We start from the raw sequence: 26,663 nt of genomic DNA, 5'->3' as shown, positions 1-26,663 counted from the left end.
CCATGCACACCGTTCGGAAGAACCTGACGACCCTGTCGTTCCTGGCGCCGGCACTGATCGGCATCGCCGTCTTCTTCGTCTACCCCCTGCTCTCGGCGGTCTACTTCTCCTTCACGAAGTTCGACCTGCTCTCCGTGCCGCAGTGGGTGGGCCTCGACAACTACAAGCAGATGGCGGACGACCCGTTCCTGCTCCAGGCCATCCGCAACACGCTGTGGATGGTGGTTATCTTCGTCCCGGCCCGGATCATCGGGGCGATCGGGCTGTCGATGCTGCTCACCCAGTTCCGGCGGGGTGCCAGCTTCTTCCGGACGGTGTTCTACCTGCCGGCCCTGGTGCCGCCGGTGGCCGCCACCATCGCATTCGTCTACCTGCTCAAGCCGGGCACCGGCCCGGTCGACCACTTCCTCGAGAAGATCGGCATCAACGGACCGCTCTGGTTCAACTCGCCGACCTGGGCCAAGCCCTCGCTGGTGCTGCTCGGCCTGTGGGCCATCGGCGACCTGATGGTGATCTTCCTGGCCGCGGTGCTGGGCGTTCCGGAGAGCCTCTACGAGGCCGCGTCCCTGGACGGCGCGAACGCCTGGCAGCGCTTCCGGTCGATCACGCTGCCGTCGATCCAGCCGGTGATCCTGTTCGCCGCGGTCACCGGCGTGATCTACACGTTGCAGTACTTCGACCAGGCGGCGGTGGCCGGCTCGATCGCCAGCGGGCAGGCCACCGTCGGCGCCGGGATCTCCCAGTCCTTCGGTTATCCCGAGGGCTCGACCTTCACCTATCCACTGTGGCTCTACACGGTCGGGTTCCGGTACAACGCGCTCGGCTACGCCAACGCCCTCGCGATCGCGCTGTTCGTGGTCGCGCTCTCGGTGACCGTGATCCTGATGCGCCGGGCCAAGGCCTTCTCCGGGGAGGAATCGTGACGGCGGCTCTGCTCGACACCAAGCCGCTTCTGGAGCCGGCAACGCCTCGACTCCGAAAGCGACAAATCACCCTGGGCTGGATCGCCAAGCACAGCATCGGCATCGTGCTGGTGATCATGTTCCTGACCCCGGTCGCTTACCTCGTGCTGCTCTCGCTGATGACCAGCAACCAGGCGCTGACCAGCAACTACTGGCCGGACACGTGGCACTTCGAGAACTACGTCCGGGTGTTCCAGTCGACGCCGCTGCCGCGTTATTTCCTCAACACCGTCATCTACGCGGTGTCGGTCACCGCGCTCACGCTGGTGTCGAGCGTTCCCGCCGCGTACGCCCTGGCAAAGTTGAAATTCCGCGGCCAGAACGCCCTGTTCCTCACGATCATCTGCGTGATGATGCTGCCGCCGCAGGTGGTGACGGTTCCGCTCTACCTGATGTGGGCCCGCTACGGTCTGACCGGCTCGCTCGCGCCACTGATCGTCCCGGCCCTGTTCGGCGACGCGTTCACGATCTTCCTGTTGCGCCAGTTCCTGCTGACCATCCCGTCGGAATACCTCGACGCGGCTCGGGTGGACGGCTGCGGCGAGTGGCGCACGCTGCTGCGGGTGGTGCTCCCGATGGCGCGGCCCGGCATCGCGGCGGCCGGCCTGTTCCAGTTCTTCTTCTGCTGGAACGACTACTACGGGCCGCTGCTCTACACCAGCGAGAACGAGAGGGCGTGGACGCTGACGCTGGGCCTGGCGTCGTTCCGAACCGTCCACCATGTCGACTGGAATCTGGTCACGGCCGCAACGGTGCTGGCCATGGCCCCGCTCATCGTCATCTTCTTCTTCGCCCAGCGCGCCTTCGTGCAGGGCATCACGTTAACGGGGTTCAAAGGGTGAAAATCGCAGTAATCGGGGGCGGGTCGACCTACACGCCGGAGCTCGTCGACGGATTCGCCCGCTTGGGCTCGATGGTCGACGAACTGGTGCTGATCGACCCGGCGGCGGAGCGGCTGGAGATCGTCGGGGCCTTCGCGGCCCGGATCTTCGCCGCCCATGGCCACCCCGGCAAGGTCACCTGGACGACCGACCTGGACGCCGGGGTCACCGACGCCGACGCCGCGGTGATCCAGCTGCGGGTCGGCGGCCAGCAGGCGCGGATCAGCGACGAGACGTTCCCGCTCGAGTGCGGCTGCGTCGGCCAGGAGACGACCGGCGCCGGCGGGCTGGGCAAGGCACTGCGCACGGTGCCGGTCGTGCTCGACGTCGCCGACCGGATCCGGCGGCGGGCCAAGCCCGGCGCGTGGATCGTCGACTTCACCAACCCGGTCGGCATCGTGACCCGCGCTCTGCTCGACGCCGGCCACCGCGCCGTCGGCCTCTGCAACGTGGCGATCGGCTTCCAGCGCCGCTTCGCCGGCTACCTGGGCGTAGACCCGTCATCGGTGGTCCTGGATCACGTCGGCCTGAACCACCTGACCTGGGAGCGAGCCGCCTATGTGGACGGCGTCGACCGCCTGCCTTCACTCCTCGCGGACCATTTGCCGGAAATTTCCGACGAGGTGGACATCGCCCCGAAAGTCCTCACCACCCTCGGCAACGTCCCTTCCTACTACCTGTCCTACTTCTACGGTCACGACAAGCACGTCCGCGAATCAACCGGACAAATGACCCGCGGGCAACGGGTCGCCGAACTCGAAGCGACCCTCATCGAGATGTACCGCGACGTGCACCTCGTCGAGAAACCGGCCCTACTCGGCGAACGCGGCGGCGCCTTCTACTCCGAGGCCGCCGTCGGCCTGCTCGCCTCCCTCTACGGCCACGATGACCGGTCCGTCCACTCGGTCAACGTGCGCAACAACGGCACCCTGCCGTTCCTCCCGGCCGACGCGGTCATCGAGGTCTCGGCCCGGGCGGGCCTCGAGGGCCCCGCGCCGCTGCCGGTCACTCCCCTGCCGCCCGACCTGGCCGGCCTCATCACCCACGTCTGGGGGTACGAGGAACTCGCGATCGACGCCGCACTACGGGGCGGCCGCCAGCGGGTCTATCGCGCACTCCTCGCGCACCCTCTGATCGGCCAGCACGAATACGCCGACGCGCTCGCCGACAAGCTCATCGCGGCCGGCCGCGCCCACCTCGCGTGGGCCTCATGAGAGCGCTCTATCTGGCGGCCGACGGCGGCAACTCGAAGACCGATGTCGTGCTCGGCGACGCCTCCGGCCAGGTCCTGGGCTTCGTCCGGGGCGGCACGTCGTCGCCGCACAACATCGGCCTGGCCGGCACGATCGAGGTGCTGGGCCGGCTGATCCGGGCCGTGCACGCCGACGCCGGCCTGCCGGTCGGCACCCCGATCGACACCATCGCCGTCTACCTGGCCGGCGCCGACCTGCCGATCGAGGTGACCCGCCTGCACCAGGCGATCGCCGCCGAAGCCTGGGCCGGGCAGACCATCGTGGACAACGACTGCTTCGCCCTGCTGCGCGCCGGCACCGCCACGCCGGACGCGGTCACCGTGGTGTGCGGCGCCGGCACGAACTGCGTCGGTCGCGCCGCCGACGGCCGGACCGCCCGTTTCGTCGCCCTGGGCCCGGTCTCCGGCGACTGGGGCGGCGGCCACGACCTGGCCGACCACGCACTGCGCGAGGCGGCCCGGGGCGAGGACGGCCGCGGCCGCCCGACCGCCCTCTCCGCGGCCGTGGCCGCCCACTTCGGCCTGCCCACGGTGGAAGCGGTCAGCATCGCGCTGCACTTCGGCGACCTCCCGATGGAACGCATCCACGAGCTCGCCCCGCTGCTGTTCGAGGTGGCCGCGACCGGCGACGAGGTGGCCTCGGCCCTGATCGACCGCCAATCCGAGGAGATCCTGGCCCAGCACCGAGTCGCGGCCCATCGCCTGAACCTGCTCGACCGCCCGCACGCACTGGTCCTCGGCGGCGGCGTCCTGCGCGCCCGCCACCCCCAGCTGCACGACCAGGTGGTGGCCGGCGCCCGCCGCCAGGCCCCGCACGTCGACGTAACCGTCCTGAACACCCCACCGGTCACCGGCGCCGCACTGCTGGCCCTGGACGCAATGGGCCACACGGCCGCCGAACCAACGCTCCGCGCCGCCCTGCACAACCGCCCGCCAACCCCGGCCCACCTGGACCTGGACGCCGTGATCAAAGACGCCGGGGCCGCCTAACCAGCGCCCCATCCGGCACAACCGCCCGGGCCTGGGCCCGACACGGTGACCGAAGACGCCGGGGCCGCATGATCTGCGGCCTCGCGAAAGAGGGTGCCGGCTTACCGAGCCGGCGCCCTCGATTACCGCCGCACCAGGATCAGCATGTAGGCCACCGCAGCCAGCACCATCCCCGCGATCAACGGGATGACCCCGCCGATCGCCGCATAGATCGGCAGGAACAGCGGCGCCGCAAAACTCAGATAGGCCGCGGCCGCGAGCGGCCGATTGCCCGCGCGCAGCTGCGTCAGCGCCGGCCCGAGCCGCCCCGGCACGCTCCGGCTGAGCCAGATGATCAGACCGCCCAGGATGAGCACCCCGATCAGCCCGGCCCACATCCGCGAGATGCCCTCACTGACCAGCAGCATCCCGGCCGTCACGACGGCGGCGATCAGCGTCGCGTTGGCCCCGAACGCCGCACCACGCCGCACCGCATCGGCCGCGTCGGGCGACATGTCGAGCACCGGCCTGCGCGGCGGGCTCACCGCCGGCTGCCCCGTCCAACTGGCCGACGTGTGACCGGCCGGCACGTCCGGCTCGGGCCGGTCCGGCGCCTGGTAGGCCCGGGGAAACGGCGACGGATAGGGCGCATCCTCATCCACCGGGACCGGCAGGCTCGCATCGTCGGCCAGCTCCTCGAGGGCGAGCGCCCAGCGCCGCCGCTCGAACCGCACGATGCCGACGTCGTTCTGCGCCTCGCCGATCCCCGGATCGAGGTCGAGCGCCTCCGCATACGCCCGCTGAGCCAGATCGAACAACCGCAACCGAGCAGCGACGACGGCCAGCACCAGGTGCGCCTCAGCCTCGGCCGGCGCGACCCGAACCCCGTTCCAGGCCGCGTTGAGCGCTTCCTGCCCATTACGCGACTCGCTGAGCAGCGCCGCCCCGGTCCGTTGCGCATAGGCATCGGCCGGCCACCGCCGCAGAATGTCCGCCGCGACCCGCGCCGCATCGGTGTAACGCCGCGAGTCGGACAACGCCATGGCCTGCACCACCAGCGTGGTCAGCGCCTCAGGCGCGGCGACGGCGGCCCGCTCGGCCGCGGCCAGCGCCTCGGCCGGCTGCTCCGCAGCCAGATGAATCCGCGCCAGGGTGGCGAGCAGGCTCGGCTCACCGGGCGCCGCGCTCAGCCCAGCCGCGATCTCCTCAGTCGCCTCGTCATAGCGGCCGAGGTCGGCGAGCAGCAACGCCCGCTGCCGGTACTCCTCCGGCGTGGTCTCAGGATCCAGTGGAGCGGCCACGGGTCGAGCGTAGGCGCTGCACGCACACATCGCGGCCCGGGGTCCACCGAGATCAAACCCACCGCCAAAAAGCTCTTTCAATACGGGATCCACCAACACTCCCGCCCGACCAGGGCGACCTCCGCCCCGGTCAAGGCCGTTGCGCCCGCACGGCCCAGGCCCACCCCAACCCCCAGGCCGGCACCCGATCAGGGAGCGGTGACCAGGGCGATCGCTATCGCGGCCAGACCTTCACCCCGGCCGGTGAGACCGAGTCCGTCGGTAGTGGTGCCGGAGACCGTGACCGGCGCCCCGACCGCGTCGGAGAGCACCCGCTGCGCCTCGGCCCGCCGAGTGCCGATCTTCGGCCGGTTGCCGATCACCTGGATGGAAACGTTGACGATCTCGAACGACCCCGCGCGCAACAGGCGCACCGTCTCGGTCAGCAGCGCCACCCCGGAGGCGCCGGCCCACTCCGGCCGGCTGGTGCCGAAGTTGCTGCCGAGATCGCCGAGCCCCGCCGCACCGAACAGCGCGTCGCAGGCGGCGTGAGCGGCCACGTCCGCATCCGAGTGCCCTTCGAGCCCGACCTCGTCCGGCCAGAACAGCCCGGCCACCCAGCACGGCCGACCCGCCGCGAACGCATGCACGTCAGTGCCGATGCCGACCCGCTGATTGATCACCCGGTCACGATACGTGCAGCAGAGCCTCGGCCAGGATCAGGTCCAGCGGCCGCGTGATCTTCATAGCCAGCTCCGACCCCGGCACGCAGGCAACCGGCAAGCCCGCCTTCTCGACCAGACCTGCGTCATCGGTGAGCGAATCGCCCGCCGCCGCGTGCGCAGCCACCAGCACGTCATACCGGAACCCCTGCGGCGTCTGCACGCTGCGCAGCACAGCCCGATCAACCGTCCCAAGAACAACGTCAAGAGGCACACTCGCCGCACCCAGGCCAGCGTCATCGCGGCCAGGACCGGCGGCGTCACGGCGGGGAGCGAGGGCACTGGGAGCGTTAAGGGCCGGGACAAGCTCGGGACCCGGGCCGACTTCCTTGATCGTGTCGACCACCGGGAGGACCGGGATCACCGCGGGATGGCCGGCGCGCACCGCGGCAGCCACCGACTCGATCAGCTCCGGCGGCGTGAGCGCGCGCGCCGCGTCGTGCACCAGCACGATGCCGACCCCGGCCGGCACCGCGGCCAGAGCCAGCGCCACGGACTCCTGCCGCTCGGCGCCACCGGCCACCACCGTCACCGGCGCGACCGGAGCGAGCAGCTCCCGCACCGCCTCAACCTCAGCGGCGGGGGCGGCGACCACGATCACCCGCACCGACGGGGCCGCCGCGACCCGCCGGATCGCATGAACCAGAAGTGGTTCCCCGGCCAGGAGCCGCAGCGCTTTCGGACCCCCCGACCCGAGCCGCAGCCCCGCACCGGCGGCAGGACAAAGGACCGCGACGTCACCCCGAGCATTAAGCTGCGCGGTCACGTCGCGGTCCTGTGCAGAGATGGTGTTATCGAGTCCTTGTCAGGCCTCGGTAAGGACCTTGTCGAGGAGAACCTCGGCCTCGTCCTTGGTGCTCTTCTCCGCGAGAGCAACCTCGCCGACCAGAATGTCACGGGCCTTGGCGAGCATGCGCTTCTCTCCGGCCGAGAGACCGCGCTCGCGCTCGCGCCGCCAGAGGTCACGAACAACCTCGGCAACCTTGAGGGGGTTACCGGAAGCCAGCTTCTCGAGATTGGCCTTGTAACGCCGCGACCAGTTGGTCGGCTCCTCGGTGTGCGGGGCGCGGAGGACGTCGAAGACCTTGCCCAGGCCTTCCTCGCCAACCACTTCGCGCACGCCGACGATTTCGGCATTCTCAGCGGGCACCCGCACCGTCAGATCGCCCTGGGCGACGCGCAGCACGAGGTACTGCTTTGGCTCGCCCTTGATGACCCTTGTTTCGATTGCCTCGATGAGTGCGGCCCCGTGGTGGGGGTAAACAACGGTCTCGCCGACACTGAAAACCATAGGTTCGAAGCCCCTTTCGCTGTGTCTAGGGTAACACGCTCAGGCAGCTATGTCCCGCCCTGCCGGTGACTGTTAGTGCAGCTCAGGGGCCTTGTGACGGGCCTTTCTACGGCTTGACAGGAGAGCCGAGAGCTGCCTCAGTAACGCTACGTGACCAAAGCGTGACCGCTTTGCCCACCGAGTCGGATATTCCGGACCTACGGCGATTGTGAGGTCAAGCTTATCGCTAAGGTCCGCAAGCGCGCACTACTGGCGGTCCGGCCAAGCTTAAGGGAGGCTGGACCCAGGTCCCCGACCGAAGAACCACTGGCCAGGGGGGAGAGTGAGTCATGGCTGGTTCGAGCGACAACGGCGGATGGTCGTCCGATGGCGGCTCGCCAGATGACCTGCCCGACCTCCCGGAGGAGTGGGGCGTGATCGTCATTCCCGACGATCTGTCCGAGCTCTCCGAAGAGGTGGCGGCGATCCGCGCCGAGCTGCGTGAGACCGAGCGCCCGTCCCGCTGGCGCCGATTCCTCAACCGGCCCGCCATGCGCCGGGTCCGCAAGGTCGCGGGCGGCGCCGTCCGTGCTCCGGTGCTGATCATCTCGATGGCCGTGCTCGTCACCGTGGCCAGCCTGTTCGCCTCGGCCTGGCCCGGCCCGGCCCGCCAGCCCGCAGCTCAGCGCACCGCCAGCACCACCGCCACCCGCGCCAGCGCGCTGCCCGCGCTCGAGCTGGTCAACGCCGACGGCCAGACCGTCTCGCTGCGCCACGAGCTGCCCGCGGTCGTGCTGCTGATCGACGGTTGCGACTGTGCCGCGCTGGTCGCCGACACCATCGCCGCGGTCCGCCCGGAGATCGTCGTGATCACCGTGGCCGGCCCGGTCACCGCCTCGGCCGGCACCGTTCCGCCCACCGGCGCCACCCCGCAGGCGCAGGGCAAGACGGTGCGGGTGCTGCACGATCCGTCCGGCAGTGCGCGCACCCAGCTCAAGCTCGGCGCGGCCGACGGCACCGCCGCGGCTCTGCTGGTCGACAAGAGCGGCGAGATCATCCGGACCGACGCGCGCACCGCCTCGATCGAGACATTCCGCCCCGATCTGGCCCGGCTCTAGTCACGACAGTCACGAGGTCTCCGGAAGCAGGGAGTAACGGAAGACGACCGGCCCCGCTGCGCCGACTGTCACGTTCATCCGCAACTGTCCGGCCGTGCCTACCGTGAAATTGTTCGGTTCGCTGCCGCCCTCGCAGTCCAGCCCGCGCCCGGAATCGGTGCCGGCGTCGCCGAGGCTGACCCGCACCTGACTCTCCGCTCCGCCGACACAGATCACGCTGACGCGATATTCCCCGGTGTCGAGGTCGGCCACCACCTCGTGGTCGGCGCCGGCCGCGAGCGGCACCGTGCCGGCCACGCGCTGCTCGTCGTCGTCCGGCAGCAGCCGCTGGGCGTCCTGCTGCCACTGCGCGATCCGCGAATCGGTCACCTGCCGCGGCGCGGCCCGCACCCACCACACCCCGCCGCCGGCGAGGAGCAGGGCGGCACACGTGTACAGCACGACACCGCGTGCCCGGTCGCCCATCACGCAGTGACTGTAGAGGTCTCCAGCAGAGTTCCGTAAAGCGTGAGGCCGGGACCGAAGGCCAGCATCAGCACCCGGCGCGGCGGCGACACCCGGCGGCGCAGCGCGTCGAGGACCAGCAGCACGGTCGGCGAGGAGCAGTTGCCGTAGTCGGCGAGCACCGCACGGGACGGCGCGAGCGCAGCCTCGTCGAGCCCTAACTGTTCGCCGACCACGTCGAGGATCTTCGGGCCGCCCGGGTGCACCGCCCAGCCGTCCACGTCGCCGATCGTCAGGCCGTGCCGGGCCAGCAGGCTCTCGACGAGGCCGCGGACGTGCACGGCGAGGACGTCCGGCACCCGCGGCGACAGCCCCATCCGGAAGCCATGGTCGGTCACCTCCCAGGTCATGTGGTCGGCGGTCGTGCTGTCGGTGACCGCGGCGACCTCACGCACGGCGTACCCACCGATGTCGCCCGGCCGGAGCACGACGGCGGCCGCCGCGTCGCTGAAGAGCGCATGGGAAACGATCTGTTGGACGTCCGCCCGCACCGCGGGCGGCTGCAGGTGGAGGCTGGTCAGCTCGGCGCAGAGCAGCAGCGCCGGCCGGCCGCGCGCCATCACGAAGTCGGCGGCGGTGCCGAGACCCGGCAGCGCCGCGTAACAGCCCATATGGCCGACGAACAGCCGCTGCACGTCGGCGGCCATGCCCAGATCGCGGGCGAGCAGGATGTCCAGGCCGGGGGTGGCGTAGCCGGTGCACGAGCAGACCGCGAACAGGCCCAGTTCGTCGGCGGAGAGCCCGGCTTCGGTGATCGCCCGGGACGCCGCCTCCTTGCCGAGCGGCATCGCCTCGGCCTGGTAACGGCGCATCCGGCGCTCGGTCGACCAGTCCGCGACGTCCTCCAGCACCGGGCTGACCGCGGCGTGCCGGGTCCGCACGCCGGCGTTGTCGAAGATCCGCTTGGCCAGGGCGCGGCGCGGGCCGGCGTACTGGAACTGGAAGTAGCCCTCCCAGATCTCGTCCTGATGCACCACCGGTGGCAGTGCGATACCGAGCCCCGCGATGACCGCGTTGCGCTCCAAAGTCATTGCCTCCGTTTGCTACCAGCGCGGGGCGAACCCCTCCGAGCCGGGATCACCGCCGAGCGAGCCCGAACAGGCCCGGCCCGGCGCGGGCCGGCGAAGTCGTCGTCGATCATGGGCGCTCCCCGTCTTTGCGCCCGGTCCCCTGGTAGAGCACCGCGGTGAGGCCGGACCGCACGATCCGGCCGCCGGTGTGCTCCCGGCGCAGCACCCGCCACCGCAGCAGGCCGCCCAGCGTCGGCCGGGCCCCGTGCACGCGCAGGCGCACGCCGTGGCGGGCGAACTCGGCGATCAGCCGGCGCGGGTGCACGAACAGTGACGCGTCGTGAATTCCGGGCGGGGCGAAGCCCAGCCGCTCACCGGCGGTGACCGTGATGAAGCGACTGAGCGCGTTGTCGTTCACCGTGTCGATCACCACGAGGCCACCCGGCCGCAGCACCCGGGACAGCTCGGCGACCGTCGCCGGCAGGTCGGTGACGTGCTCGAGGATCTCGCCCGCCGCGACCACGTCGGCCGCGCCATCAGCCAGCGGGAGGGCCGTCACGTCGCCGTTGACCGGCTGCACACCATGGGTCGCGGCCATCCGCAACCCGGTGCGGCCGAGATCGACGCCTACGTGCCGGTAGCCCTTGCCGGCCACGTGCGGCGCCATCAGGCCGCCGCCGCAACCGGCGTCGACCAGCACCGCGCCCGGACGCTGGGCAGCCGGGATCAGCGCCGCACGGGCCGCGGCGAGCCAGTGCAACATCTCGAACCCGCCGCCCGGGTGCCACCACTGGTCGGCAAGCTCGTCGTACTGACGCGGATCGTTACGAGCCATCGACGGCATGTGATCGAGCCTGGCACGCATCCGGCACAACCACCACACTGGCCGCATGAACCGCGCCCTCGCCCTGATCAAGGCGTCACATCCGGAGCCGGGCGGGGCGGTCACCGTCGCGATGACGCTGCTGGCGGTCGGCACGGGCCACCGGGGCTGGGCGATCCCGGGGATCTTCCTGGCCGTGGGCGCGACCCAGTTGTCGGTGGGCTGGGTCAACGACTGGCTCGACGCGCCGCGCGACCGGGTAGCCGGGCGCCTGGACAAGCCGATCGCGGCCGGGGCGGTCTCCCGGCGTACGGTCGGAATCGCCGGGCTGATCGCTTCCCTGGCCGTACCCCTGCTTGCTTTGCCGTTCGGCCTCCGGCCGATGCTGATTCTCTCGGTGGCAGGTGTGTTCGCCCTGCTCTACGACTGGCCGCTGAAGTCCACGGTGTTCTCGGTGGTGCCCTACCTCGTGGCGTTCGGCCTGCTCCCGGCCTTCGTGATCATCGCGCTGCCGGGGCATCCGGCCCCGCCGGCCTGGCTGGTCGCGGCGGGCGCGCTGCTCGGCGGCGGCGCCCACTTCGCGAACGTGCTGCCCGACCTGGACGACGACGCGGCCACCGGGGTGCGCGGCCTGCCGCACCGGCTCGGTGCCGCCGGCTCTTCGGCAGCAGCCGCGTTTCTCCTGCTCAGCGCGACTCTCACGCTGGTCTTCGGGCCGCCCGGGCCACCGTCGTGGTCGGGCTGGTCAGCCGCCGCGGCCGCCGTCGTGGTCCTGCCGCTCGGTTGGTACGGCATGAAGCGCTCGACGGGACGCCGGGTAGCGATGTTCCGCGCGGTGATCGTGGTGGCGTTGATCGACGTCCTATTGCTGATCACAAGTGGCTTCGTGGTGTGAATGGACGGGTCGGCGCACGAGCCGGATCTCGGACCGATAGCCTGAGTCTCACGCCATTGGTGTCATTACTTGGAGGATCGTGATGCGCTCGCTGGGAACCCGCCGCGTCGCACTGGCCGCGGGTGCCGCGATGGCCGCCGTGATCGCCCTGGCCGGCTGCTCCGCCGGTCAGGTCGCCGAGACCGCGATGCTGAAGGCGCCGGTCTCCGGCCTCAACACGCAGAGCCCCGACGGTGGCCTGCTCATCCGCAACCTCCAGGTGGTCTACAACGGCCCCGACGGCTACGCGGCGAACGAAGACGCCCCGCTCGAGGTCGCCCTGTTCAACCAGACCCAGCAGGCCATCACCGTCATGATCAGCAGCAAGCCCCAGCAGGATGCCGGCGAGAGCGTCGTCTCGGCCCAGCAGGTCGGCCTGAGCGGCGGCGCCGCGGCGGCCTCGCCGAGCGCCAACCCGGAGCCGACCGGCGGCAGCTCCGCGAGCGCCAACTCCGGTCTTCCGTCCGAGCAGGTCGAGGCGCCTTCCGCCGACGCATCGGCCACGCCGGCCGCTCCGGCCACGCCGACCAAGGCCGCGCTCGAGCCGGCTCGCATCACCATCCCGCCACTGAGCAACGTCACGTTCCTGCCCGGCGGCAAACAGGGACTGGTGGCCCAGGGCCTCAGCGCCCAGCTCCGCCCCGGTTTCGCGCTGGCCCTCACCGTCGAGGTGAGCACCAGCAACCAGCCACTCGAGCTGACCGCACCGTTCGCGGTCCCGACCTCGCCCGCCTCGCGCGCGCCCGGCATCGAGGGCGAGAACAGCGAGGAGTAGATGTCATACCGTCCGGCTAACTTGACGGAGTGACAACCTCCCGCACGGCTGCCAAGGCCGCACGACCCGCTTACGTCTGCGACGCCTGCGGGCACCAGCCGCCGAAATGGCTCGGCCGGTGTCCCGAGTGCAGCGAGTGGGGCTCGATCATCGAGTCCACGGTGACCAGCCCGCTCGGCGCCGGCCGGGTGGTCAGCTCGCGCATGCCGGCCGAGCCGGCCCGCCCGATCGCCACGATCAGCGCCGCTCCGGCCAAGGCCGTGCCGACCAACGTCAGCGAGCTCGACCGGGTACTCGGCGGCGGCCTGGTCCCCGGCGCGGTGGTGCTGCTCGCCGGCGAGCCCGGTGTGGGCAAGTCCACACTGCTGCTCGACGTGGCCCAGCAGTGGGCGGCCGGCGCCGGCTCACCGTCCCTGGTGGTCAGCGGCGAGGAGTCGGTGAGTCAGGTCCGCCTGCGCGCCGAGCGCCTCAACGCGCTGCACGACAAGCTCTATCTGGCGTCCGAGAGCGACCTGGGCGCCGTGCTCGGCCACCTCGACGCGGTCAAGCCCGGCCTGCTGGTGCTCGACTCGGTGCAGACCATCTCCGCTCCCGGCACCGAGGGCGTGCCCGGCGGCGTCACCCAGGTCCGCGCGGTCACCTCGTCCCTGGTCGGCGTGGCGAAAGAGAGAGGCATCGCGGTCGTCCTGGTCGGTCACGTCACCAAGGACGGCCAGGTCGCCGGCCCGCGCGTGCTCGAGCACCTGGTCGACGTGGTCCTGCACTTCGAGGGCGACAAGCACTCCTCGCTGCGCCTGGTGCGCGGCGTGAAAAACCGCTACGGCGCGGCCGACGAGGTGGGCTGCTTCGAGATGCACGAGGGCGGCATCACCAGCCTGGCCGACCCGTCCGGCCTGTTCCTCACGCGTTACCAGGAGCCGGTCCCCGGCACCTGCGTCACGGTCGCGATGGAGGGCCGCCGCGCCCTGGTCACCGAGGTCCAGGCACTGATCGGCGCCGAGGTGCAGGGCTCACCGAGGCGCACCGTCTCGGGTCTGGACAGCGCCCGCCTGGCGATGGTCCTGGCCGTCCTGGAGCGGCGCACCAAGCAGCTGAAGCTCTACAACCGCGAGGTCTTCGCAGCCACCGTCGGCGGCATCCGCCTGGTCGAGCCGTCCGCCGACCTGGCCATGGCCCTGGCCGTCGCATCCGGCGGCCTCGACCTGGCCATGGCCCCGCACCTGGTGGCGATCGGCGAGGTCGGCCTGACCGGCGAGATCCGCCGAGTCGGCGCCGTCGGCCGCCGCCTGGCCGAGGCGGCCCGCCTGGGCTTCCGGGAGGCCCTGGTCCCACCCGGCTGCGGCGCGGACGGCGCCGGCCCGAAGGGCATGCGCATCACCGAGGTGTCCGACCTCCGCTCCGCGCTACAGGCCGCAGCGCGCGCCTCAGCGGGGTGACCGAGCGTCACGTTAGATCACGCTACGGAGCATTCATCGAACCACGGCTCGTTGCCGTGGATGACAGTCCGTAGAATGTACAGGTGCCGCTCGACCGCGATGGTTCCAAGCCCGCTGCCGCCTCCCCGACGCCCCGACCAGGCGTCAATGGTTCGGCGAACCGCTCCGGGGCGACTACTTCCACGCCCGGCCTAACCGGCGGCGGCGTCACCGCCGATCCGCTGCGCGCAAATCTGGCGCTGATGGCCCCCGGCACGGCGCTGCGAGACGGCCTGGAGCGCATTCTGCGCGGCCGCACCGGCGCGCTCATCGTCCTGGGCCACGACGCGATCGTCGAGGCCATCTGCACCGGCGGCTTCCCGCTGGATGTCGAGTTTTCCGCCACCCGCCTGCGTGAGCTGTGCAAGATGGACGGCGCGGTCGTCATGAGCAGCGACGGCACCCGCATCGTCCGGGCCGCCGTCCACCTGATGCCCGACCCCTCCATCCCGTCGGAGGAGTCCGGCACGAGACACCGCACCGCCGAGCGGGTGGCCAAGCAGTCCGGCTTCCCGGTGATCTCGGTGAGCCAGTCGATGCGCATCATCGGTTTGTATGTCAACGGCCAGCGCCACGTCCTGGACGACTCGGCCGCCATCCTCTCCCGCGCAAACCAGGCACTGGCAACGCTGGAGCGCTACAAGCTCCGCCTGGACGAGGTCTCCGGCACCCTGTCGGCCCTGGAGATCGAAGACTTGGTAACGGTCCGTGACGCCGTAGCGGTAGTCCAACGGCTGGAAATGGTCCGCCGAATCGCCGACGAAATCTCCGGCTACGTCGTAGAACTAGGCACCGACGGCCGCCTACTGGCCCTGCAACTAGACGAGCTGATGGCCGGCGTGGACGCCGACCGCACCCTGGTAATCCGCGACTACCTACCAACCGGCCGCAAGGCAAGGACCCTGGACGAGGCCCTGGTAGAACTAGACCTACTGTCGGCCACGGAAATGATCGACCTGGTAGCAGTAGCCAAAGCAATCGGCTACCCAGGCGCCTCAGACGCCCTGGACGCAGCCGTCTCCCCAAGAGGCTTCCGCCTGCTGGCCAAGGTCCCAAGGCTGCCCTCGCAAATCGTAGACCGCCTGGTAGACCACTTCGGCAGCCTCCAACGCCTGCTAGGAGCAACAGTCGAAGACCTACAGGCAGTAGAAGGCGTAGGCGACGCAAGAGCACGAGGAGTCCGAGAGGGCCTTTCGCGCCTAGCAGAGGCGTCGATCCTGGAGCGCTACGTCTAAACGCTCACTGCGGTTTCGGCTTCGCACCAAAGCCCAGCCCCGCAGCAAAGCCGAAGCGCACGCGCCAGAGATTGATCTCCGCAGCCGCGTGGCCGGGGTCTGGGGCAGCGCCCTAGGAAGAGCAAGCAAACCGCCCAGCCGAGCCCACCAGGGTGATCTAAAAGATCAAGCCTGGATAGTCAGCGTGACCGGATCACTGCGCATGGTCCCAAGCCGAGCCCGCAACTCAAACTTCCCCTGAGGCGGAGTAGGCCCAGAAGGCGCATTCCCAGCGCACGTGTTCGACTGCCGCCCATTCCAGGAAACCTTGTACGCCCGAGCCTCCCCAGGCGCGAACGACTTCACATCCCCGCCCTTGGCGGTACTGCACTTATCCGACGACCAGTACTGAAAAGCACCCTGGTCGATGTACAGCTCCTGCGGATCGGCCCCCACATCACGACTACAAGTCCGGGTGCCGACATTCTTCACCGTAAGAGTCAGCTCAACCGTGCTACCGCGCTTGAACACAACCGGAACAGCGCTGGGCACCAACTGCATCTCAGTATCGGCACAGGACCCATCAGCCGGAGCCGTGACGTTGGTGTTCTGCCCGGTCCCACCGGTGGTGGTGCCATTAGAACTGCCGTCATCCCCCGGGTCCTGGGACTCCAGGTCGCTCAGATTAGGCAACGAGGGCCCATTGCCGCCGGGCACCCCGTCCAGGAAGGTCGGCTCGGTCGAGCTGGGGGTGGCACTGGCCGGCGCCGGAGTAGGCAACTGCGAAGTCGGCGACGCGCCCTTGCCGCGCTGGTCACCTTTGTCATCACCGGAACCGGAGCAGGAAACGAACAGCACGATGATGCCGAGCAACACTGCGCCCAGCACGACCGCACGACGCCGCCAGTAGACGGCAGATGGAAGGGAACCAACCGTCGTTCGCATGATGGGGCCACCGTAAACCCGGACAGCCACCGCGACCCGCGCGACGCGCCGGGTATGCGACACGTACTCGCTTATCGCTCGTTAGAGATAGACCTTGCGTTGATAGATCGCGTGTGCTCCGGCAACCCGATCGATGAAGAGCTTCCCGGCACAGTGGTCGATCTCGTGCTGCAGAGCGCGGGCTTCGAACGCGTCGGTGGTGATCGTGACGGCTTCGCCGGAGCCGGGCAGGACGGCCTCCACGATGACGCGGCCGGCCCGTTTGACGTCGCCGGTGAGGTCCGGCACCGACATGCAGCCTTCCCGCCCGGCCTTCCAGCGTGACGCCTCGATGATCTTCGCGTTGCACAGCGCGAACGTGCCGTGGGTGGTGGCCGCCTTGGGGTGGCCGACCACGTTGACGCAGAAGAGCTGGGCGCCCACGCCGACCTGCGGCGCCGCCAGGCCGACACAGCCGGGCGAGACCTTCATGGTGGCGATCAGGTCGGCCGCGAGCTGAGCGATCACCGGGTCGGTCGGGTTCACCTCGTCGCCGATGGTGCTCAGGACGGTGGCGGGGGCGGTGACGACCGGCAGGACCTTGCCTTCGGGCAGGCCCGGGAGATTCACAGGATCTCCGAGTCGGCGCGGCGCAGCGTCACCTCGACGCCGAGTTCGGAGGCGGCCACCGCGAGCTGCTCGGCGAGCTGGTCCGAGGCGCCGGCGGGCAGGGCGGCCTCGGCGATCAGCACGTAGAGGGTGCCGGCCAGTCGAGTGCTCAGGTCGGTGATGTTGCCGCCGGCCGCAGCCACCACCCGGGTCACCGCGGCGACGATGCCGAGCCGGTCGGCGCCGTGCACGCTGACCACCCAGGACTCGCCGTCGTCGGCCGAGGAGTCCTCGGGCGACACCTTGCGCACGGTCGTGGTCACCCCGCTGAGTGATTCGAGGGCCTTCTCGGCCTCGGCCGGGCTCGGGCCGGTGCAGATGAGGGTCATCGCGAAGTGGCCGCGGAGACGGGTCATCGTCGAGTCGGTGAGGTTCGCGCCGACTTCGGCGAGCGCCTCGGTCACGTCGGCGACGATGCCGGTCCGGTCCGGACCGATGACGGTGATGGCAAGCTCATGCACCCGCCTACAGTATGTGTTTCCGGACCGCCCACACCGAGCGGCACGCAGCCGCACCCGAGGTAGAAGCCTTGACTCTCGCTGATGACGCCATCGTCTGGTTCGACCGCAACGCCCGCGATCTGCCCTGGCGGCAGCCGGACACCAGCGCCTGGGGCGTGCTGGTCAGCGAGGTGATGCTGCAGCAGACCCCGGTGGTTCGGGTGGAGCCCGCCTGGCGTTCCTGGATGACCCGCTGGCCCACCCCGGCCGCCCTGGCCGCCGACCCACCGTCGGAGGCGATCCGGATGTGGGGCCGGCTCGGCTACCCCCGCCGGGCGATGCGCCTGCACGCCTGTGCGGTCGCGATGGTGGAGCGGCACGGCGGTGCGGTGCCTGACGATCTCGATCAGCTGCTGGCGCTGCCGGGCGTCGGCACCTACACCGGCCGGGCGGTCGCGACCTTCGCCTACGGACAGAGGCACCCGGTGGTGGACACCAATGTGCGGCGCGTCGTGTCGCGGGCGGTGGAGGGCAAGCCCGATGCCGGGCCGGCGACGACCGCGGCCGATCTGGTCGCGATGGAGGAGCTGCTGCCCGAGGACGAGAAGCGGGCAGCGCGCGCCAGCATCGCGTTCATGGAGCTGGGTGCGATCGTCTGCACGGCTCGCGCGCCGCGCTGCCCGATCTGCCCGTTCGAGACCGCCTGCGCGTGGCACGCGACCGGCGAGAAGCTGCCCGAGGGGCCGAGTCGCAAGCCGCAGCGGTACGCCGGCACGGACCGGCAGGTGCGCGGTCTGCTGCTCGAGGTGTTGCGGCATGCCAGCGGCCCGGTACCGCGCCAGCGCCTCGACGTGGTGTGGACGGACGAGGTGCAGCGGGCCCGGGCTCTGGCGGGACTGATCGAGGACGGTTTGGTGGAACCGCTGGGCGCCGACGACTTCGTGCTCGCCGGCGACGCCCGGCAGACCGCACCCCAAGATCTTTAGTAGACGTACGGCCAGCCGCTCGAGTCGTAGCCGAGCAGGTTGATGCCGAGCTTCGCGGTGCCGTTGTCGGCGTAGTAGTGGTAGACGAGCACGTCGGCGTCGGAGTCGGTGAAGACGGACTGCCCGCCCGGTCCGTGGATGCTGCCGTGCCCGGCGAGGATCTCGGTGCCGCCGCCACTGGTCATCGCGGTGCCGTTCTTGTCGACGAACCCGCCGGTGACGCTGGTCGAGCGGCCCACCATGATCCGGTAGGTGCTGGACGCGCCCTGGCAGCAAACGTCGAACGAGACGAACAGGTAGTAGTACGAGCCGTGCCGGAACAGGAAGGGCGCTTCGATCGCGCCGCCGCCCCGGCCGGCCAGGGACCGGATCGTGGTGTCGAGCCGCTTGCCGGTCGACGGGCTGAGCTGCACCTGCTTGATCCCGGTCCAGAATGAACCGAGGCTGAGCCACCAGTTGCCGGACGGGTCGACGTACAGGTTGGGGTCGATCGCGTTGAAGTTGCTGCTGGTGGTGGACTCGATCACCAGGCCCTGGTTGGTCCAGCTGCCGGATGCGCCGGTGGTGCTGGTGGCCAGGAAGATCGCCGAGTGGTTCGACCCGAAGGTCGACGCGGAGTAGTACATGAGGTACTTCCCACCGCGGTACGAAATGTCGGGTGCCCACAGGTTGGCGCTACCGCCGGTGTACGAGGTCGTCCAGGACGCCCCGCTCGGGAAGGCCACTCCGGCGTCCACGAACGCGGTGCGGTTGGTCGAGGTCTTCAGCACGATGTTGTTGCCGGTGTGCGCGATCAGATAGGTGCCGTCCGGCTTCTTCACGATGCCGGGGTCGTGCACGTTGGTGCTGCCGGTGACGGTGCCGGGGTTGGGGTAGGTGGCCGCGTCCGCGGACCCGACTCCCACCGCCGTAGCGCCGGCCACGAGCAGACCGGTGAGGGCGATGAGTGCCTTCTTCATGATCGCCACAAGACTCGCCTTTCCACGCTGACATTTCCGGGGTGTTACGGCTAGAGTGAACGTTCACATAGATGAACGTCAAGCGCTTGGCGACGGCTTAAGTCAGCTTTTATGTGCAGGAATTTGCACGAGCTGCACGGCGGTCCTCTCCCCGGAAATGCCGGGCGATGTTGGCGTGAACATGGACATCTCGGAGGACTCCGTCATGCCCCGACTTCGAAAGCGGATCGCCGGCACGGTCGTCGCCCTGGCGGCCCTGCCGCTCGCGGTGGCGCCACCGGCCGCCGCATCCGCCGACCCCGACTACACGATCGCCGTCGATACGTCCAAGAGCGGCCCCGCCATCGCCGACTCGATGTACGGCGTTTTCTTCGAAGACATCAACTACGCGGCCGACGGCGGCCTCTACGCCGAACTGGTCCGCAACCGCTCGTTCGAGTTCCTGCCGGCCGACAACGGCTCCTACAACGGCCTGACCGGCTGGACGGTCGACTCGGGCACCGCCACCACGGCGAACGACGACGCCCGGCTCAACGACCGCAACCGGACCTACCTTCGGGTGACCGGGGCGGCGGCGCTCACCAACCTCGGCTACAACAGTGGCTTCGCCGTACAAAAGGGTGGGATTTACGATTTTTCGGTTTGGGCCCGCGCTGATGCCGGCGCCCATCTGACCGTGACCCTGGGCGGCGCGACGCTCACCAAGGCGATCACCACCGACGCCTGGGCGAAGTACACCGGCACGCTGCGGGCGACGGCCACGACCGACGCCGGCCGGCTGAGTGTCAAAGTGGACAATTCGGCCAGGCTCGACATGGTCTCGGTGATCCCGCGCGACACCTACCGCGGCCACGGCCTGCGGAAGGACCTCGCCGAGAAGATCGCGGCGCTCAAGCCGGGCTTCGTCCGATTCCCCGGCGGCTGCCTGGTCAACACCGGCAGCATGTACGGCTACGACGCCGCCAACAACTACCCGCGCGCCCGCTCCTACCAGTGGAAGGACACGGTCGGACCGGTCGAGACCCGGGCCACCAACGCCAACTTCTGGGGCTACAACCAGAGCTACGGCCTGGGTTACTACGAATACCTGCAGTTCTCCGAGGACATCGGAGCCAAGCCGTTGCCGGTGCTGCCCGCCCTGGTCACCGGCTGTGGCCAGAACCGGGCCACCAACGATCCGGCCCTGCTCCAGAAGTACATCCAGGACACTCTCGACCTGATCGAGTTCGCCAACGGGCCGACCACCTCGACGTGGGGCAAGCTGCGGGCGCAGATGGGTCACCCGAAGCCGTTCGGGCTGTCCTCGGTGGCGATCGGCAACGAGGAGAACCTGCCGGACGAGTACTTCGCGAACTACCTGCAGTTCCGCGACGCGATCAAGGCGAAGTACCCGAACGTCACGGTGATCAGCAACTCCGGGCCGGACGACATGGGCGTCACGTTCGACAGTCTGTGGGCCAAGAACAAGGCCGCCGGCAGCGACATGATCGACGAGCACTACTACAACAGCCCGTCGTGGTTCCTGCAGAACAACGCGCGCTACGACGCGTACGACCGCAGTGGTCCGAAGGTTTTCCTGGGTGAATATGCCTCGCTGGACGCGAAGTTCGCGAACTCGCTGGCCGAGGCCGCCTACATGACCGGGCTCGAGCGCAACGCCGACGTGGTGAAGATGGCGTCCTACGCGCCGCTGCTCGCCAACATCGACAACGTGCAGTGGCGGCCGGACATGATCTGGTTCGACAACGACGAGTCCTGGGGCTCGACGAGTTACCAGATGCAGAAGCTGTTCATGAACAACGTCGGCAACCGGGTCGTCCCGAGCACGACGAGCGGCGGCGGAGTCGTCCAGCCGCAGCCAGTCACCGGCCGGGTGGGGCTGTCGACGTGGGCCACCGCCGCCAAGTATGACGATCTGAAGGTCACCGGTACGGACGGCGCGACGCTGTTCTCCGACGACTTCAACGACGGCAACGCGGACGGCTGGAGCACCCTCTCCAACCGGGGCACCTGGTCGGTGCAGGACGGCGCCTACGTGCAGTCGGACGCCGCGGCGACGAACACCATGGTGGCCGCGGCCACGGACATCACCGCCACCGACTACGACATCACGCTGAAGGCCACCAAGACCGCCGGCGCCGAGGGCTTCCTGATCCCGTTCGGGATCAAGAACTCGGACACCTGGTACTGGTGGAACCTGGGCGGCTGGAACAACACCCAGGGCGCGGTCGAGAAGGCGTCCGGCTCCGCCGACGCCAAGGAGCAGATCATCACCCGCGCCGACACCGTGGTCACCGGCCAGACCTACGACCTGAAGATTGAGGTACGCGGTACGAAGGTCACCCTGATCAAGGACGGCGTCGAGTGGGGCAGCTTCGACGACAACAAGGTGTCGGAGCCGTTCGCGCAGGTCATCACGCACGACGACCGCACCGGCGAGCTGATCGTCAAGGTCGTCAACGACCAGGACAAGGCGGCACTGACCAAGGTGGACCTGGGCGGGCTCAAGGTGGCGAAGACCGCCCGGATGACCGTCCTGGCCGGCGACCCGGGCGAGCAGAACACCCGCTCGGCCGAGCCGATCCAGCCCGTGACCAGCACGATCAACGGAATCGGGTCGACCTTCACCCGGTCCTTCCCCGCCAATTCGGTTACCTTCCTCCGCATCAAGGAGCGCTCATGATCAGCCGACGCACCCTGCTGCGAGGCTCCCTCGGGGTCGCGGCCGGCGCCGGTGTCGCCGGACTCAGCGCGGCCGGCTCGGCCGAGGCCGCCATCCCGAAGACCGACGCCGAGATCTACGGTGTCCCGACCGCACAGCCGCTGATCAGCCAGCGGGCCGACCCGTTCATCACGCCCCGCACGAACGGCATGTACTACTTCACCGGCTCCGTCCCGGAATACGACCGGATCGCGCTGCGCGGCGCGTCCACGATCGCCGGCCTGCCGGCGGCGGCCGAGACGGTGATCTGGCAACGGCCGGCCACCGGCAAGATGGCCGGCCACATCTGGGCGCCGGAGATCCACCGCATCAACAACCGCTGGTACATCTACTTCGCGGCCGGCGACTCCGACGACGTCTTCCGAATCCGCACCTACGTGCTCGAGTCGGCGAAGTCCGACCCGCTGGACGCGAGCGGCTGGCAGCTAAAGGGCCAGTTGCTGACCGAGTGGGACGGCTTCACGCTCGACTCCACGACGTTCGCGCACCGCGGCCGCCGCTACCTGGTGTGGGCGGAGAGCGAACCCGAGATCGCGGTCAACACCAGCCTGTACATCGCTCAGATGGCCAACCCGTGGACGCTGTCTTCCAAGCCGACCCGGATCACGACACCGACGAAGAGCTGGGAAATCCAGGGCTACAAGGTCAACGAGGGCCCCGCCGTCCTGATCCGCAACGGCCGGATATTCCTGACCTTCTCAGCCAGCGCTACCGACGCCCGCTACTGCATGGGTCTGCTCACCGCGGACGCGGACGCCGACCTCCTGGACCGCGACTCGTGGGTGAAGAGCCCCGACCCGATCTTCGTAACAAACACCGAGACGTCCCGCTTCGGCCCGGGCCACAACTCGTTCACGGTGGCCGAGGACGGCGTAACAGACGTATTGGTCTTCCACGCCCGCGATTACCGGGACATAACCGGCGACCCGCTGTACGACCCGAACCGCCACACCCGAGTTCAGAAGATCTACTGGCACCCCGACGGCACGCCGTTGTTCGGGGTCCCGGTGGGCGATGGCGGCCCGATCGTGCGGGTGTCCCTCGCGGATCACTTCGTCAGGCACACCGACGACGGCCTGATCGTGTTGGAGCGCGCTCCGCACGACCTGGCGGCCACTCAGTTCCGCTTCGAGGCCCAAGCCGACGGCACCGAACTGATCCGCTCGGTAGACCACCCAACCCAGTTCCTGCACGCAGAAGCCGGCGTGGTCAAGCTAGACGCCACCGGCACCACGTTCCGGAGAGAGATCGTCCGCAACGGCGTAAAGATCGCAGTAACCGGCGGCGGCTACCTGAAGCAATCCGGCACAGCAATCTCCGTAGCCCCAACAGCAACGGTATTCCGCCTCAGCTAAAGGGCTCCGACGGCCGAGGTGGGCAAAGGACGGTAACGACCCAAGCCCGCTTCGGCCGCAACCGGCACGGTTCGCTCGCACGACCCACCACCCAGCCGGGCCGGCCCGGCCCGGCCCTCAACCGTCCAAGCGCAAGAAAACGGCCCGGCCGCAAAAGCAGCCGGGCCATCTCATAGATAAGGATTACTCCTCAGTAGCGGTAGCCCCAAGATCGGCCGGAACAGCATCCGGAACCGAGACCCCACGGTCAGCCCCACGGAAGACCAACTTGGACTTCTCGATGTTGTCCGGGTCGCCCTCGCAATCCACCACAACGATCTGCCCCGGGCGGAGCTCGTTGAAGAGGATCTGCTCGGACAGGGTGTCTTCCAGGTCACGCTGGATGGTCCGGCGCAGCGGCCGAGCACCCAGAACCGGGTCGAAGCCCTTCTTGGCCAGGTACTTCTTGGCGTTGTCGGTCAGCTCGAGACCCATGTCCTTGTTCTTGAGCTGAGACTCGATCCGCGCCGTGAAGATGTCGACGATCTCGAGGATCTCGTCCTGGCGGAGCTGGTGGAAGACGATCGTGTCGTCGATGCGGTTGAGGAACTCCGGGCGGAAGTGCTGCTTCAGCTCGTCGTTGACCTTGACCTTCATCCGCTCGTAGTTGGACTCCTCGGCCTCGGAGGCCTGGAAGCCCAGCGACACCGCCTTGGCTACGTCACGCGTGCCCAGGTTGGTGGTGAGGATGATGACGGTGTTCTTGAAGTCGACGATGCGGCCCTGGCCGTCGGTCAGGCGACCGTCTTCCAGGATCTGCAGCAGCGTGTTGAAGACGTCCGGGTGGGCCTTCTCGATCTCGTCGAAGAGAACCACCGAGAACGGCTTGCGGCGCACCTTCTCAGTCAGCTGGCCACCCTCGTCGTAACCGACGTAACCGGGAGGGGCACCGACGAGGCGGGACACCGTGTAGCGGTCGTGGAACTCGGACATGTCGAGCTGGATCAGAGCGTCTTCCGAGCCGAACAGGAACTCGGCGAGCGCCTTGGAGAGCTCAGTCTTACCGACACCGGACGGGCCGGCGAAGATGAACGAGCCGGAGGGGCGCTTCGGGTCCTTGAGGCCGGCCCGGGTGCGGCGGATCGCCTTGGAGACCGCGCGAACCGCGTCCTCCTGACCGATGACCCGCTTGTGCAGCTCGTCCTCCATGCGGAGGAGGCGAGTGGTCTCCTCCTCGGTGAGCTTGTAGACCGGGATGCCGGTCCAGTTGCCCAGGACCTCGGCGATCTGCTCGTCGTCGACCTCGGACACGACGTCGAGGTCGCCGGCCTTCCACTCCTTCTCCCGCTGCGCCTTCTTGGTGAGCAGCTGCTTCTCGTTGTCGCGAAGCTGGGCGGCGCGCTCGAAGTCCTGCGCGTCGATGGCCGACTCCTTGTCACGACGCACCTGAGCGATGCGCTCGTCGAAGTCGCGGAGGTCTGGCGGCGCGGTCATCCGGCGGATGCGCATCCGGGCGCCGGCCTCGTCGATCAGGTCGATCGCCTTGTCCGGGAGGAAGCGGTCCGAGATGTACCGGTCGGCCAGCGTCGCCGCCGCGACCAGGGCCGCGTCGGTGATGCTGATCCGGTGGTGCGCCTCGTAGCGGTCGCGGAGACCCTTGAGGATCTCGATGGTGTGCGCCAGCGACGGCTCGCCGACCTGGATGGGCTGGAAGCGGCGCTCGAGAGCGGCGTCCTTCTCCAGGTGCTTGCGGTACTCGTCCAGCGTGGTGGCGCCGATGGTCTGCAGCTCGCCGCGGGCGAGCATCGGCTTGAGGATCGAGGCCGCGTCGATCGCGCCCTCGGCCGCACCCGCACCCACCAGCGTGTGGATCTCGTCGATGAACAGGATGATGTCGCCGCGAGTGCGGATCTCCTTGAGCACCTTCTTCAGGCGCTCCTCGAAGTCACCGCGGTAGCGCGAGCCGGCCACCAGCGCGCCGAGGTCAAGCGTGTAGAGCTGCTTGTCCTTCAGCGTCTCGGGCACCTCGCCCTTGATGATGGACTGCGCCAACCCCTCGACGACGGCCGTCTTGCCGACGCCGGGCTCGCCGATGAGCACCGGGTTGTTCTTCGTGCGGCGGGAGAGCACCTGCATGACCCGCTCGATTTCCTTTTCCCGGCCGATGACCGGGTCGAGCTTGCCCTCGCGGGCGGCCTGGGTCAGGTTGCGGCCGAACTGGTCGAGGACCAGGCTCGTCGAGGGCGCTGCCTCGCCGGCGGCCGCACCGGCCGCGGCCGGCTCCTTGCCCTGGTAACCCGAGAGCAGCTGGATCACCTGCTGGCGGACCCGGTTGAGGTCGGCGCCGAGCTTGACCAGCACCTGGGCGGCGACGCCCTCGCCCTCCCGGATCAGGCCGAGCAGGATGTGCTCGGTGCCGATGTAGTTGTGGCCGAGCTGCAGCGCTTCGCGCAGCGACAGCTCCAGCACTTTTTTCGCCCGCGGCGTGAACGGGATGTGCCCGCTCGGCGCCTGCTGACCCTGGCCGATGATCTCCTCGACCTGCTGCCGGACACCCTCGAGAGAGATGCCCAGGCTTTCCAGGGCCTTGGCGGCGACGCCCTCGCCCTCGTGGATCAGGCCGAGCAGGATGTGCTCGGTCCCGATGTAGTTGTGGTTGAGCATCCGGGCCTCTTCTTGGGCCAGGACGACAACCCGTCGCGCTCGGTCGGTGAACCGCTCGAACATGCCCTCGTGCTCCTCACGTGCCGTGCGCCAATAACTGGCGGGGCCAGCGCACCGGCATCGGTGATGCCTGTGCTAGTTCCTACTCTATCGCCGCCCGGCGGTCTTGCTGGACCCTCGTGGCCCCTCTAAACCGTCCGCAACGTTGACTTAGCCAACTTCGCACGCCAGACGGCTGTTCCCCCACTCGAACGAGTACGCGGACAGCGAAATCGCCGACGGACATGCGTCCACAGCCTGTGGACAACCCGCTCCACTCCTGTGGATAACTCTACGTACCCCGTGAGTCGCCCGAGTAAAAAAGCAGCGGGCCCGTTGCGCAGACAGCGCAACGGGCCCGGCACACTACGCCTGGTTCAGCCCCGTCCGGGGCCCTTGGCGTGGAACTCGTCCACGATCTCCTGCGGGATCCGACCCCGGTCGGAGATGTCCTTGCCGGCCTTCTTGGCCCACTCGCGGATCGCCTTGTTCTGCTCCCGGTCGGCGGTCGCACCGCCGCGGCCACGAGCGGCCCGGCCGCCGACGACCACACCGCCGCGCGCCACCTTGGAACCGGCGCCCACGTACGGAGCGAAGACGTCCCGCAATTTGATCGCGTTCTTCTCCGACAGGTCGATCTCGTACTGAATGCCGTCCAGCGCGAACTTGACGGTCTCCTCGGCGTCACCGCCGTCGAGGTCATCGACCAGTTTGTGAATGATCTGCTTGGCCACGCG

Annotated in this window: 25 protein-coding genes; 12 read left to right on the top strand and 13 right to left on the bottom strand. The window is 69.1% G+C overall.

Going from position 1 to position 26,663, the window contains the following annotated elements; genetic code table 11:
- Nucleotides 1-2 precede the first annotated feature (2 nt).
- From AB0E90_RS17655 to AB0E90_RS17640, 4 genes are read left to right on the top strand one after another with little or no spacing between them, the layout of a single operon-like run.
- Nucleotides 3-923: a sugar ABC transporter permease gene (locus AB0E90_RS17655; RefSeq protein WP_360405932.1), complete on the top strand. Its 921-nt coding sequence runs from the start codon at nucleotides 3-5 to the stop codon at nucleotides 921-923.
- Nucleotides 920-1,804, top strand: a complete 885-nt coding sequence (locus AB0E90_RS17650; protein WP_360405929.1) for a carbohydrate ABC transporter permease — start codon at nucleotides 920-922, stop codon at nucleotides 1,802-1,804. The genes AB0E90_RS17655 and AB0E90_RS17650 overlap by 4 nt, the downstream gene beginning before the upstream one ends.
- Nucleotides 1,801-3,057 (top strand): 6-phospho-beta-glucosidase, encoded by a 1,257-nt coding sequence (locus AB0E90_RS17645; protein WP_360405926.1) that lies wholly within the window; start codon nucleotides 1,801-1,803, stop codon nucleotides 3,055-3,057. The genes AB0E90_RS17650 and AB0E90_RS17645 overlap by 4 nt, the downstream gene beginning before the upstream one ends.
- Nucleotides 3,054-4,085, top strand: coding sequence for a BadF/BadG/BcrA/BcrD ATPase family protein (locus AB0E90_RS17640; protein WP_360405923.1), 1,032 nt, complete (start codon nucleotides 3,054-3,056; stop codon nucleotides 4,083-4,085). Before AB0E90_RS17645 ends, AB0E90_RS17640 begins: the two co-directional genes overlap by 4 nt.
- Before the next feature lie 122 nt (nucleotides 4,086-4,207).
- On the opposite strand, the gene AB0E90_RS17635 is transcribed toward AB0E90_RS17640, so the two are convergent.
- The 4 genes from AB0E90_RS17635 to AB0E90_RS17620 all read right to left on the bottom strand — a co-directional run bounded on the left by AB0E90_RS17635 (nucleotide 4,208) and on the right by AB0E90_RS17620 (nucleotide 7,357).
- Nucleotides 4,208-5,365 carry a hypothetical protein gene (locus AB0E90_RS17635; protein ID WP_360405920.1) on the bottom strand — a complete coding sequence of 386 codons (1,158 nt, stop codon included), beginning with the start codon at nucleotides 5,363-5,365 and terminating at the stop codon, nucleotides 4,208-4,210.
- A gap of 188 nt (nucleotides 5,366-5,553) precedes the next feature.
- Nucleotides 5,554-6,027: a 2-C-methyl-D-erythritol 2,4-cyclodiphosphate synthase gene (gene ispF / locus AB0E90_RS17630; protein WP_360405917.1), complete on the bottom strand. Its 474-nt coding sequence runs from the start codon at nucleotides 6,025-6,027 to the stop codon at nucleotides 5,554-5,556.
- Between the two features lie 4 nt (nucleotides 6,028-6,031).
- Nucleotides 6,032-6,832: a 2-C-methyl-D-erythritol 4-phosphate cytidylyltransferase gene (locus AB0E90_RS17625; RefSeq protein ID WP_360405914.1), complete on the bottom strand. Its 801-nt coding sequence runs from the start codon at nucleotides 6,830-6,832 to the stop codon at nucleotides 6,032-6,034.
- A gap of 39 nt (nucleotides 6,833-6,871) precedes the next feature.
- The gene (locus AB0E90_RS17620) at nucleotides 6,872-7,357 is read right to left on the bottom strand and encodes a CarD family transcriptional regulator (RefSeq protein ID WP_026206027.1); all 486 of its coding nucleotides are present in this window, start codon (nucleotides 7,355-7,357) and stop codon (nucleotides 6,872-6,874) included.
- A gap of 329 nt (nucleotides 7,358-7,686) precedes the next feature.
- Here AB0E90_RS17620 and AB0E90_RS17615 point away from each other — a divergent pair, with 329 nt between their 5' ends.
- Nucleotides 7,687-8,454: a hypothetical protein gene (locus AB0E90_RS17615; RefSeq protein WP_360405911.1), complete on the top strand. Its 768-nt coding sequence runs from the start codon at nucleotides 7,687-7,689 to the stop codon at nucleotides 8,452-8,454.
- A 9-nt stretch (nucleotides 8,455-8,463) separates the two neighbouring features.
- On the opposite strand, the gene AB0E90_RS17610 is transcribed toward AB0E90_RS17615, so the two are convergent.
- The 3 genes from AB0E90_RS17610 to AB0E90_RS17600 all read right to left on the bottom strand — a co-directional run bounded on the left by AB0E90_RS17610 (nucleotide 8,464) and on the right by AB0E90_RS17600 (nucleotide 10,812).
- Nucleotides 8,464-8,919, bottom strand: a complete 456-nt coding sequence (locus AB0E90_RS17610) for a DUF6023 family protein (protein ID WP_360406571.1) — start codon at nucleotides 8,917-8,919, stop codon at nucleotides 8,464-8,466.
- Complete coding sequence (locus AB0E90_RS17605) at nucleotides 8,919-9,989, bottom strand: type III polyketide synthase (protein WP_360405908.1); 1,071 nt, start codon at nucleotides 9,987-9,989, stop codon at nucleotides 8,919-8,921. The genes AB0E90_RS17610 and AB0E90_RS17605 overlap by 1 nt, the downstream gene beginning before the upstream one ends.
- 106 nt (nucleotides 9,990-10,095) lie before the next feature.
- Nucleotides 10,096-10,812, bottom strand: coding sequence for a methyltransferase domain-containing protein (locus AB0E90_RS17600; protein WP_360405905.1), 717 nt, complete (start codon nucleotides 10,810-10,812; stop codon nucleotides 10,096-10,098).
- Nucleotides 10,813-10,858: 46 nt separating this feature from the next.
- On the opposite strand from AB0E90_RS17600, the gene AB0E90_RS17595 reads away from it, so the two are divergent.
- The 4 genes from AB0E90_RS17595 (at nucleotide 10,859) to disA (ending at nucleotide 15,210) form a co-directional block, all read left to right on the top strand.
- The gene (locus AB0E90_RS17595; RefSeq protein ID WP_360405902.1) at nucleotides 10,859-11,686 is read left to right on the top strand and encodes a UbiA family prenyltransferase; all 828 of its coding nucleotides are present in this window, start codon (nucleotides 10,859-10,861) and stop codon (nucleotides 11,684-11,686) included.
- 82 nt (nucleotides 11,687-11,768) lie between these two features.
- Complete coding sequence (locus AB0E90_RS17590) at nucleotides 11,769-12,500, top strand: hypothetical protein (RefSeq protein ID WP_360405899.1); 732 nt, start codon at nucleotides 11,769-11,771, stop codon at nucleotides 12,498-12,500.
- 29 nt (nucleotides 12,501-12,529) lie between these two features.
- Nucleotides 12,530-13,936 carry a DNA repair protein RadA gene (radA, locus tag AB0E90_RS17585; protein WP_360405896.1) on the top strand — a complete coding sequence of 469 codons (1,407 nt, stop codon included), beginning with the start codon at nucleotides 12,530-12,532 and terminating at the stop codon, nucleotides 13,934-13,936.
- 83 nt (nucleotides 13,937-14,019) lie between these two features.
- Complete coding sequence (gene disA / locus AB0E90_RS17580; RefSeq protein WP_360405893.1) at nucleotides 14,020-15,210, top strand: DNA integrity scanning diadenylate cyclase DisA; 1,191 nt, start codon at nucleotides 14,020-14,022, stop codon at nucleotides 15,208-15,210.
- A gap of 165 nt (nucleotides 15,211-15,375) precedes the next feature.
- Here disA and AB0E90_RS17575 read toward each other — a convergent pair whose 3' ends face one another.
- The 3 genes from AB0E90_RS17575 to AB0E90_RS17565 all read right to left on the bottom strand — a co-directional run bounded on the left by AB0E90_RS17575 (nucleotide 15,376) and on the right by AB0E90_RS17565 (nucleotide 17,243).
- Nucleotides 15,376-16,134 (bottom strand): adhesin, encoded by a 759-nt coding sequence (locus tag AB0E90_RS17575; protein ID WP_360405890.1) that lies wholly within the window; start codon nucleotides 16,132-16,134, stop codon nucleotides 15,376-15,378.
- Nucleotides 16,135-16,215: 81 nt separating this feature from the next.
- Nucleotides 16,216-16,743, bottom strand: a complete 528-nt coding sequence (def, locus tag AB0E90_RS17570; protein ID WP_360405887.1) for a peptide deformylase — start codon at nucleotides 16,741-16,743, stop codon at nucleotides 16,216-16,218.
- The gene (locus tag AB0E90_RS17565; protein ID WP_360405884.1) at nucleotides 16,740-17,243 is read right to left on the bottom strand and encodes an ACT domain-containing protein; all 504 of its coding nucleotides are present in this window, start codon (nucleotides 17,241-17,243) and stop codon (nucleotides 16,740-16,742) included. Before AB0E90_RS17565 ends, def begins: the two co-directional genes overlap by 4 nt.
- A 68-nt stretch (nucleotides 17,244-17,311) precedes the next feature.
- Here AB0E90_RS17565 and AB0E90_RS17560 point away from each other — a divergent pair, with 68 nt between their 5' ends.
- Nucleotides 17,312-18,208 carry an A/G-specific adenine glycosylase gene (locus tag AB0E90_RS17560; RefSeq protein WP_360405881.1) on the top strand — a complete coding sequence of 299 codons (897 nt, stop codon included), beginning with the start codon at nucleotides 17,312-17,314 and terminating at the stop codon, nucleotides 18,206-18,208.
- On the opposite strand, the gene AB0E90_RS17555 is transcribed toward AB0E90_RS17560, so the two are convergent.
- The gene (locus AB0E90_RS17555; RefSeq protein ID WP_360405878.1) at nucleotides 18,205-19,167 is read right to left on the bottom strand and encodes an arabinan endo-1,5-alpha-L-arabinosidase; all 963 of its coding nucleotides are present in this window, start codon (nucleotides 19,165-19,167) and stop codon (nucleotides 18,205-18,207) included. The two genes, AB0E90_RS17560 and AB0E90_RS17555, sit on opposite strands and share 4 nt — an antisense overlap.
- A 205-nt stretch (nucleotides 19,168-19,372) precedes the next feature.
- On the opposite strand from AB0E90_RS17555, the gene AB0E90_RS17550 reads away from it, so the two are divergent.
- Complete coding sequence (locus AB0E90_RS17550) at nucleotides 19,373-21,850, top strand: alpha-L-arabinofuranosidase C-terminal domain-containing protein (RefSeq protein ID WP_360405875.1); 2,478 nt, start codon at nucleotides 19,373-19,375, stop codon at nucleotides 21,848-21,850.
- Entirely contained in the window at nucleotides 21,847-23,244 is a 1,398-nt protein-coding gene (locus AB0E90_RS17545) for a family 43 glycosylhydrolase (RefSeq protein ID WP_360405872.1), read from the top strand. Before AB0E90_RS17550 ends, AB0E90_RS17545 begins: the two co-directional genes overlap by 4 nt.
- A 183-nt stretch (nucleotides 23,245-23,427) precedes the next feature.
- Here the strand turns inward: AB0E90_RS17545 and AB0E90_RS17540 are convergent, their stop codons facing one another.
- Both AB0E90_RS17540 and AB0E90_RS17535 read right to left on the bottom strand, forming a co-directional pair.
- On the bottom strand, nucleotides 23,428-25,950 hold the full coding sequence (locus AB0E90_RS17540) for an ATP-dependent Clp protease ATP-binding subunit (protein ID WP_360405869.1): 2,523 nt from the start codon (nucleotides 25,948-25,950) through the stop codon (nucleotides 23,428-23,430).
- A gap of 353 nt (nucleotides 25,951-26,303) precedes the next feature.
- Nucleotides 26,304-26,660 (bottom strand): Lsr2 family protein, encoded by a 357-nt coding sequence (locus AB0E90_RS17535; RefSeq protein WP_360405866.1) that lies wholly within the window; start codon nucleotides 26,658-26,660, stop codon nucleotides 26,304-26,306.
- Between the last annotated feature and the right edge of the window lie 3 nt (nucleotides 26,661-26,663).

The sequence above is a fragment of the Actinoplanes sp. NPDC026619 genome (assembly GCF_040638295.1).
GTDB lineage: Bacteria > Actinomycetota > Actinomycetes > Mycobacteriales > Micromonosporaceae > Actinoplanes.
Note: the sequence above shows the minus strand (reverse complement) of the source record. Positions and strands in the feature narration are given on the sequence as shown.

Bases quoted from the DNA above. Each gene is read 5' to 3' on its own strand.
- AB0E90_RS17655 (WP_360405932.1), top strand. From the start codon at position 3: ATGCACACCGTTCGGAAGAACCTGACGACCCTGTCGTTCCTGGCGCCG.
- AB0E90_RS17550 (WP_360405875.1), top strand. From the start codon at position 19,373: ATGCCCCGACTTCGAAAGCGGATCGCCGGCACGGTCGTCGCCCTGGCG.
- AB0E90_RS17600 (WP_360405905.1), bottom strand. From the start codon at position 10,812: ATGCCGTCGATGGCTCGTAACGATCCGCGTCAGTACGACGAGCTTGCC.
- AB0E90_RS17615 (WP_360405911.1), top strand. From the start codon at position 7,687: ATGGCTGGTTCGAGCGACAACGGCGGATGGTCGTCCGATGGCGGCTCG.
- AB0E90_RS17640 (WP_360405923.1), top strand. From the start codon at position 3,054: ATGAGAGCGCTCTATCTGGCGGCCGACGGCGGCAACTCGAAGACCGAT.
- AB0E90_RS17590 (WP_360405899.1), top strand. From the start codon at position 11,769: ATGCGCTCGCTGGGAACCCGCCGCGTCGCACTGGCCGCGGGTGCCGCG.
- AB0E90_RS17610 (WP_360406571.1), bottom strand. From the start codon at position 8,919: ATGGGCGACCGGGCACGCGGTGTCGTGCTGTACACGTGTGCCGCCCTG.
- AB0E90_RS17605 (WP_360405908.1), bottom strand. From the start codon at position 9,989: ATGACTTTGGAGCGCAACGCGGTCATCGCGGGGCTCGGTATCGCACTG.
- AB0E90_RS17575 (WP_360405890.1), bottom strand. From the start codon at position 16,134: ATGCGAACGACGGTTGGTTCCCTTCCATCTGCCGTCTACTGGCGGCGT.
- AB0E90_RS17555 (WP_360405878.1), bottom strand. From the start codon at position 19,167: ATGAAGAAGGCACTCATCGCCCTCACCGGTCTGCTCGTGGCCGGCGCT.
- AB0E90_RS17540 (WP_360405869.1), bottom strand. From the start codon at position 25,950: ATGTTCGAGCGGTTCACCGACCGAGCGCGACGGGTTGTCGTCCTGGCC.
- AB0E90_RS17595 (WP_360405902.1), top strand. From the start codon at position 10,859: ATGAACCGCGCCCTCGCCCTGATCAAGGCGTCACATCCGGAGCCGGGC.
- AB0E90_RS17545 (WP_360405872.1), top strand. From the start codon at position 21,847: ATGATCAGCCGACGCACCCTGCTGCGAGGCTCCCTCGGGGTCGCGGCC.
- AB0E90_RS17620 (WP_026206027.1), bottom strand. From the start codon at position 7,357: ATGGTTTTCAGTGTCGGCGAGACCGTTGTTTACCCCCACCACGGGGCC.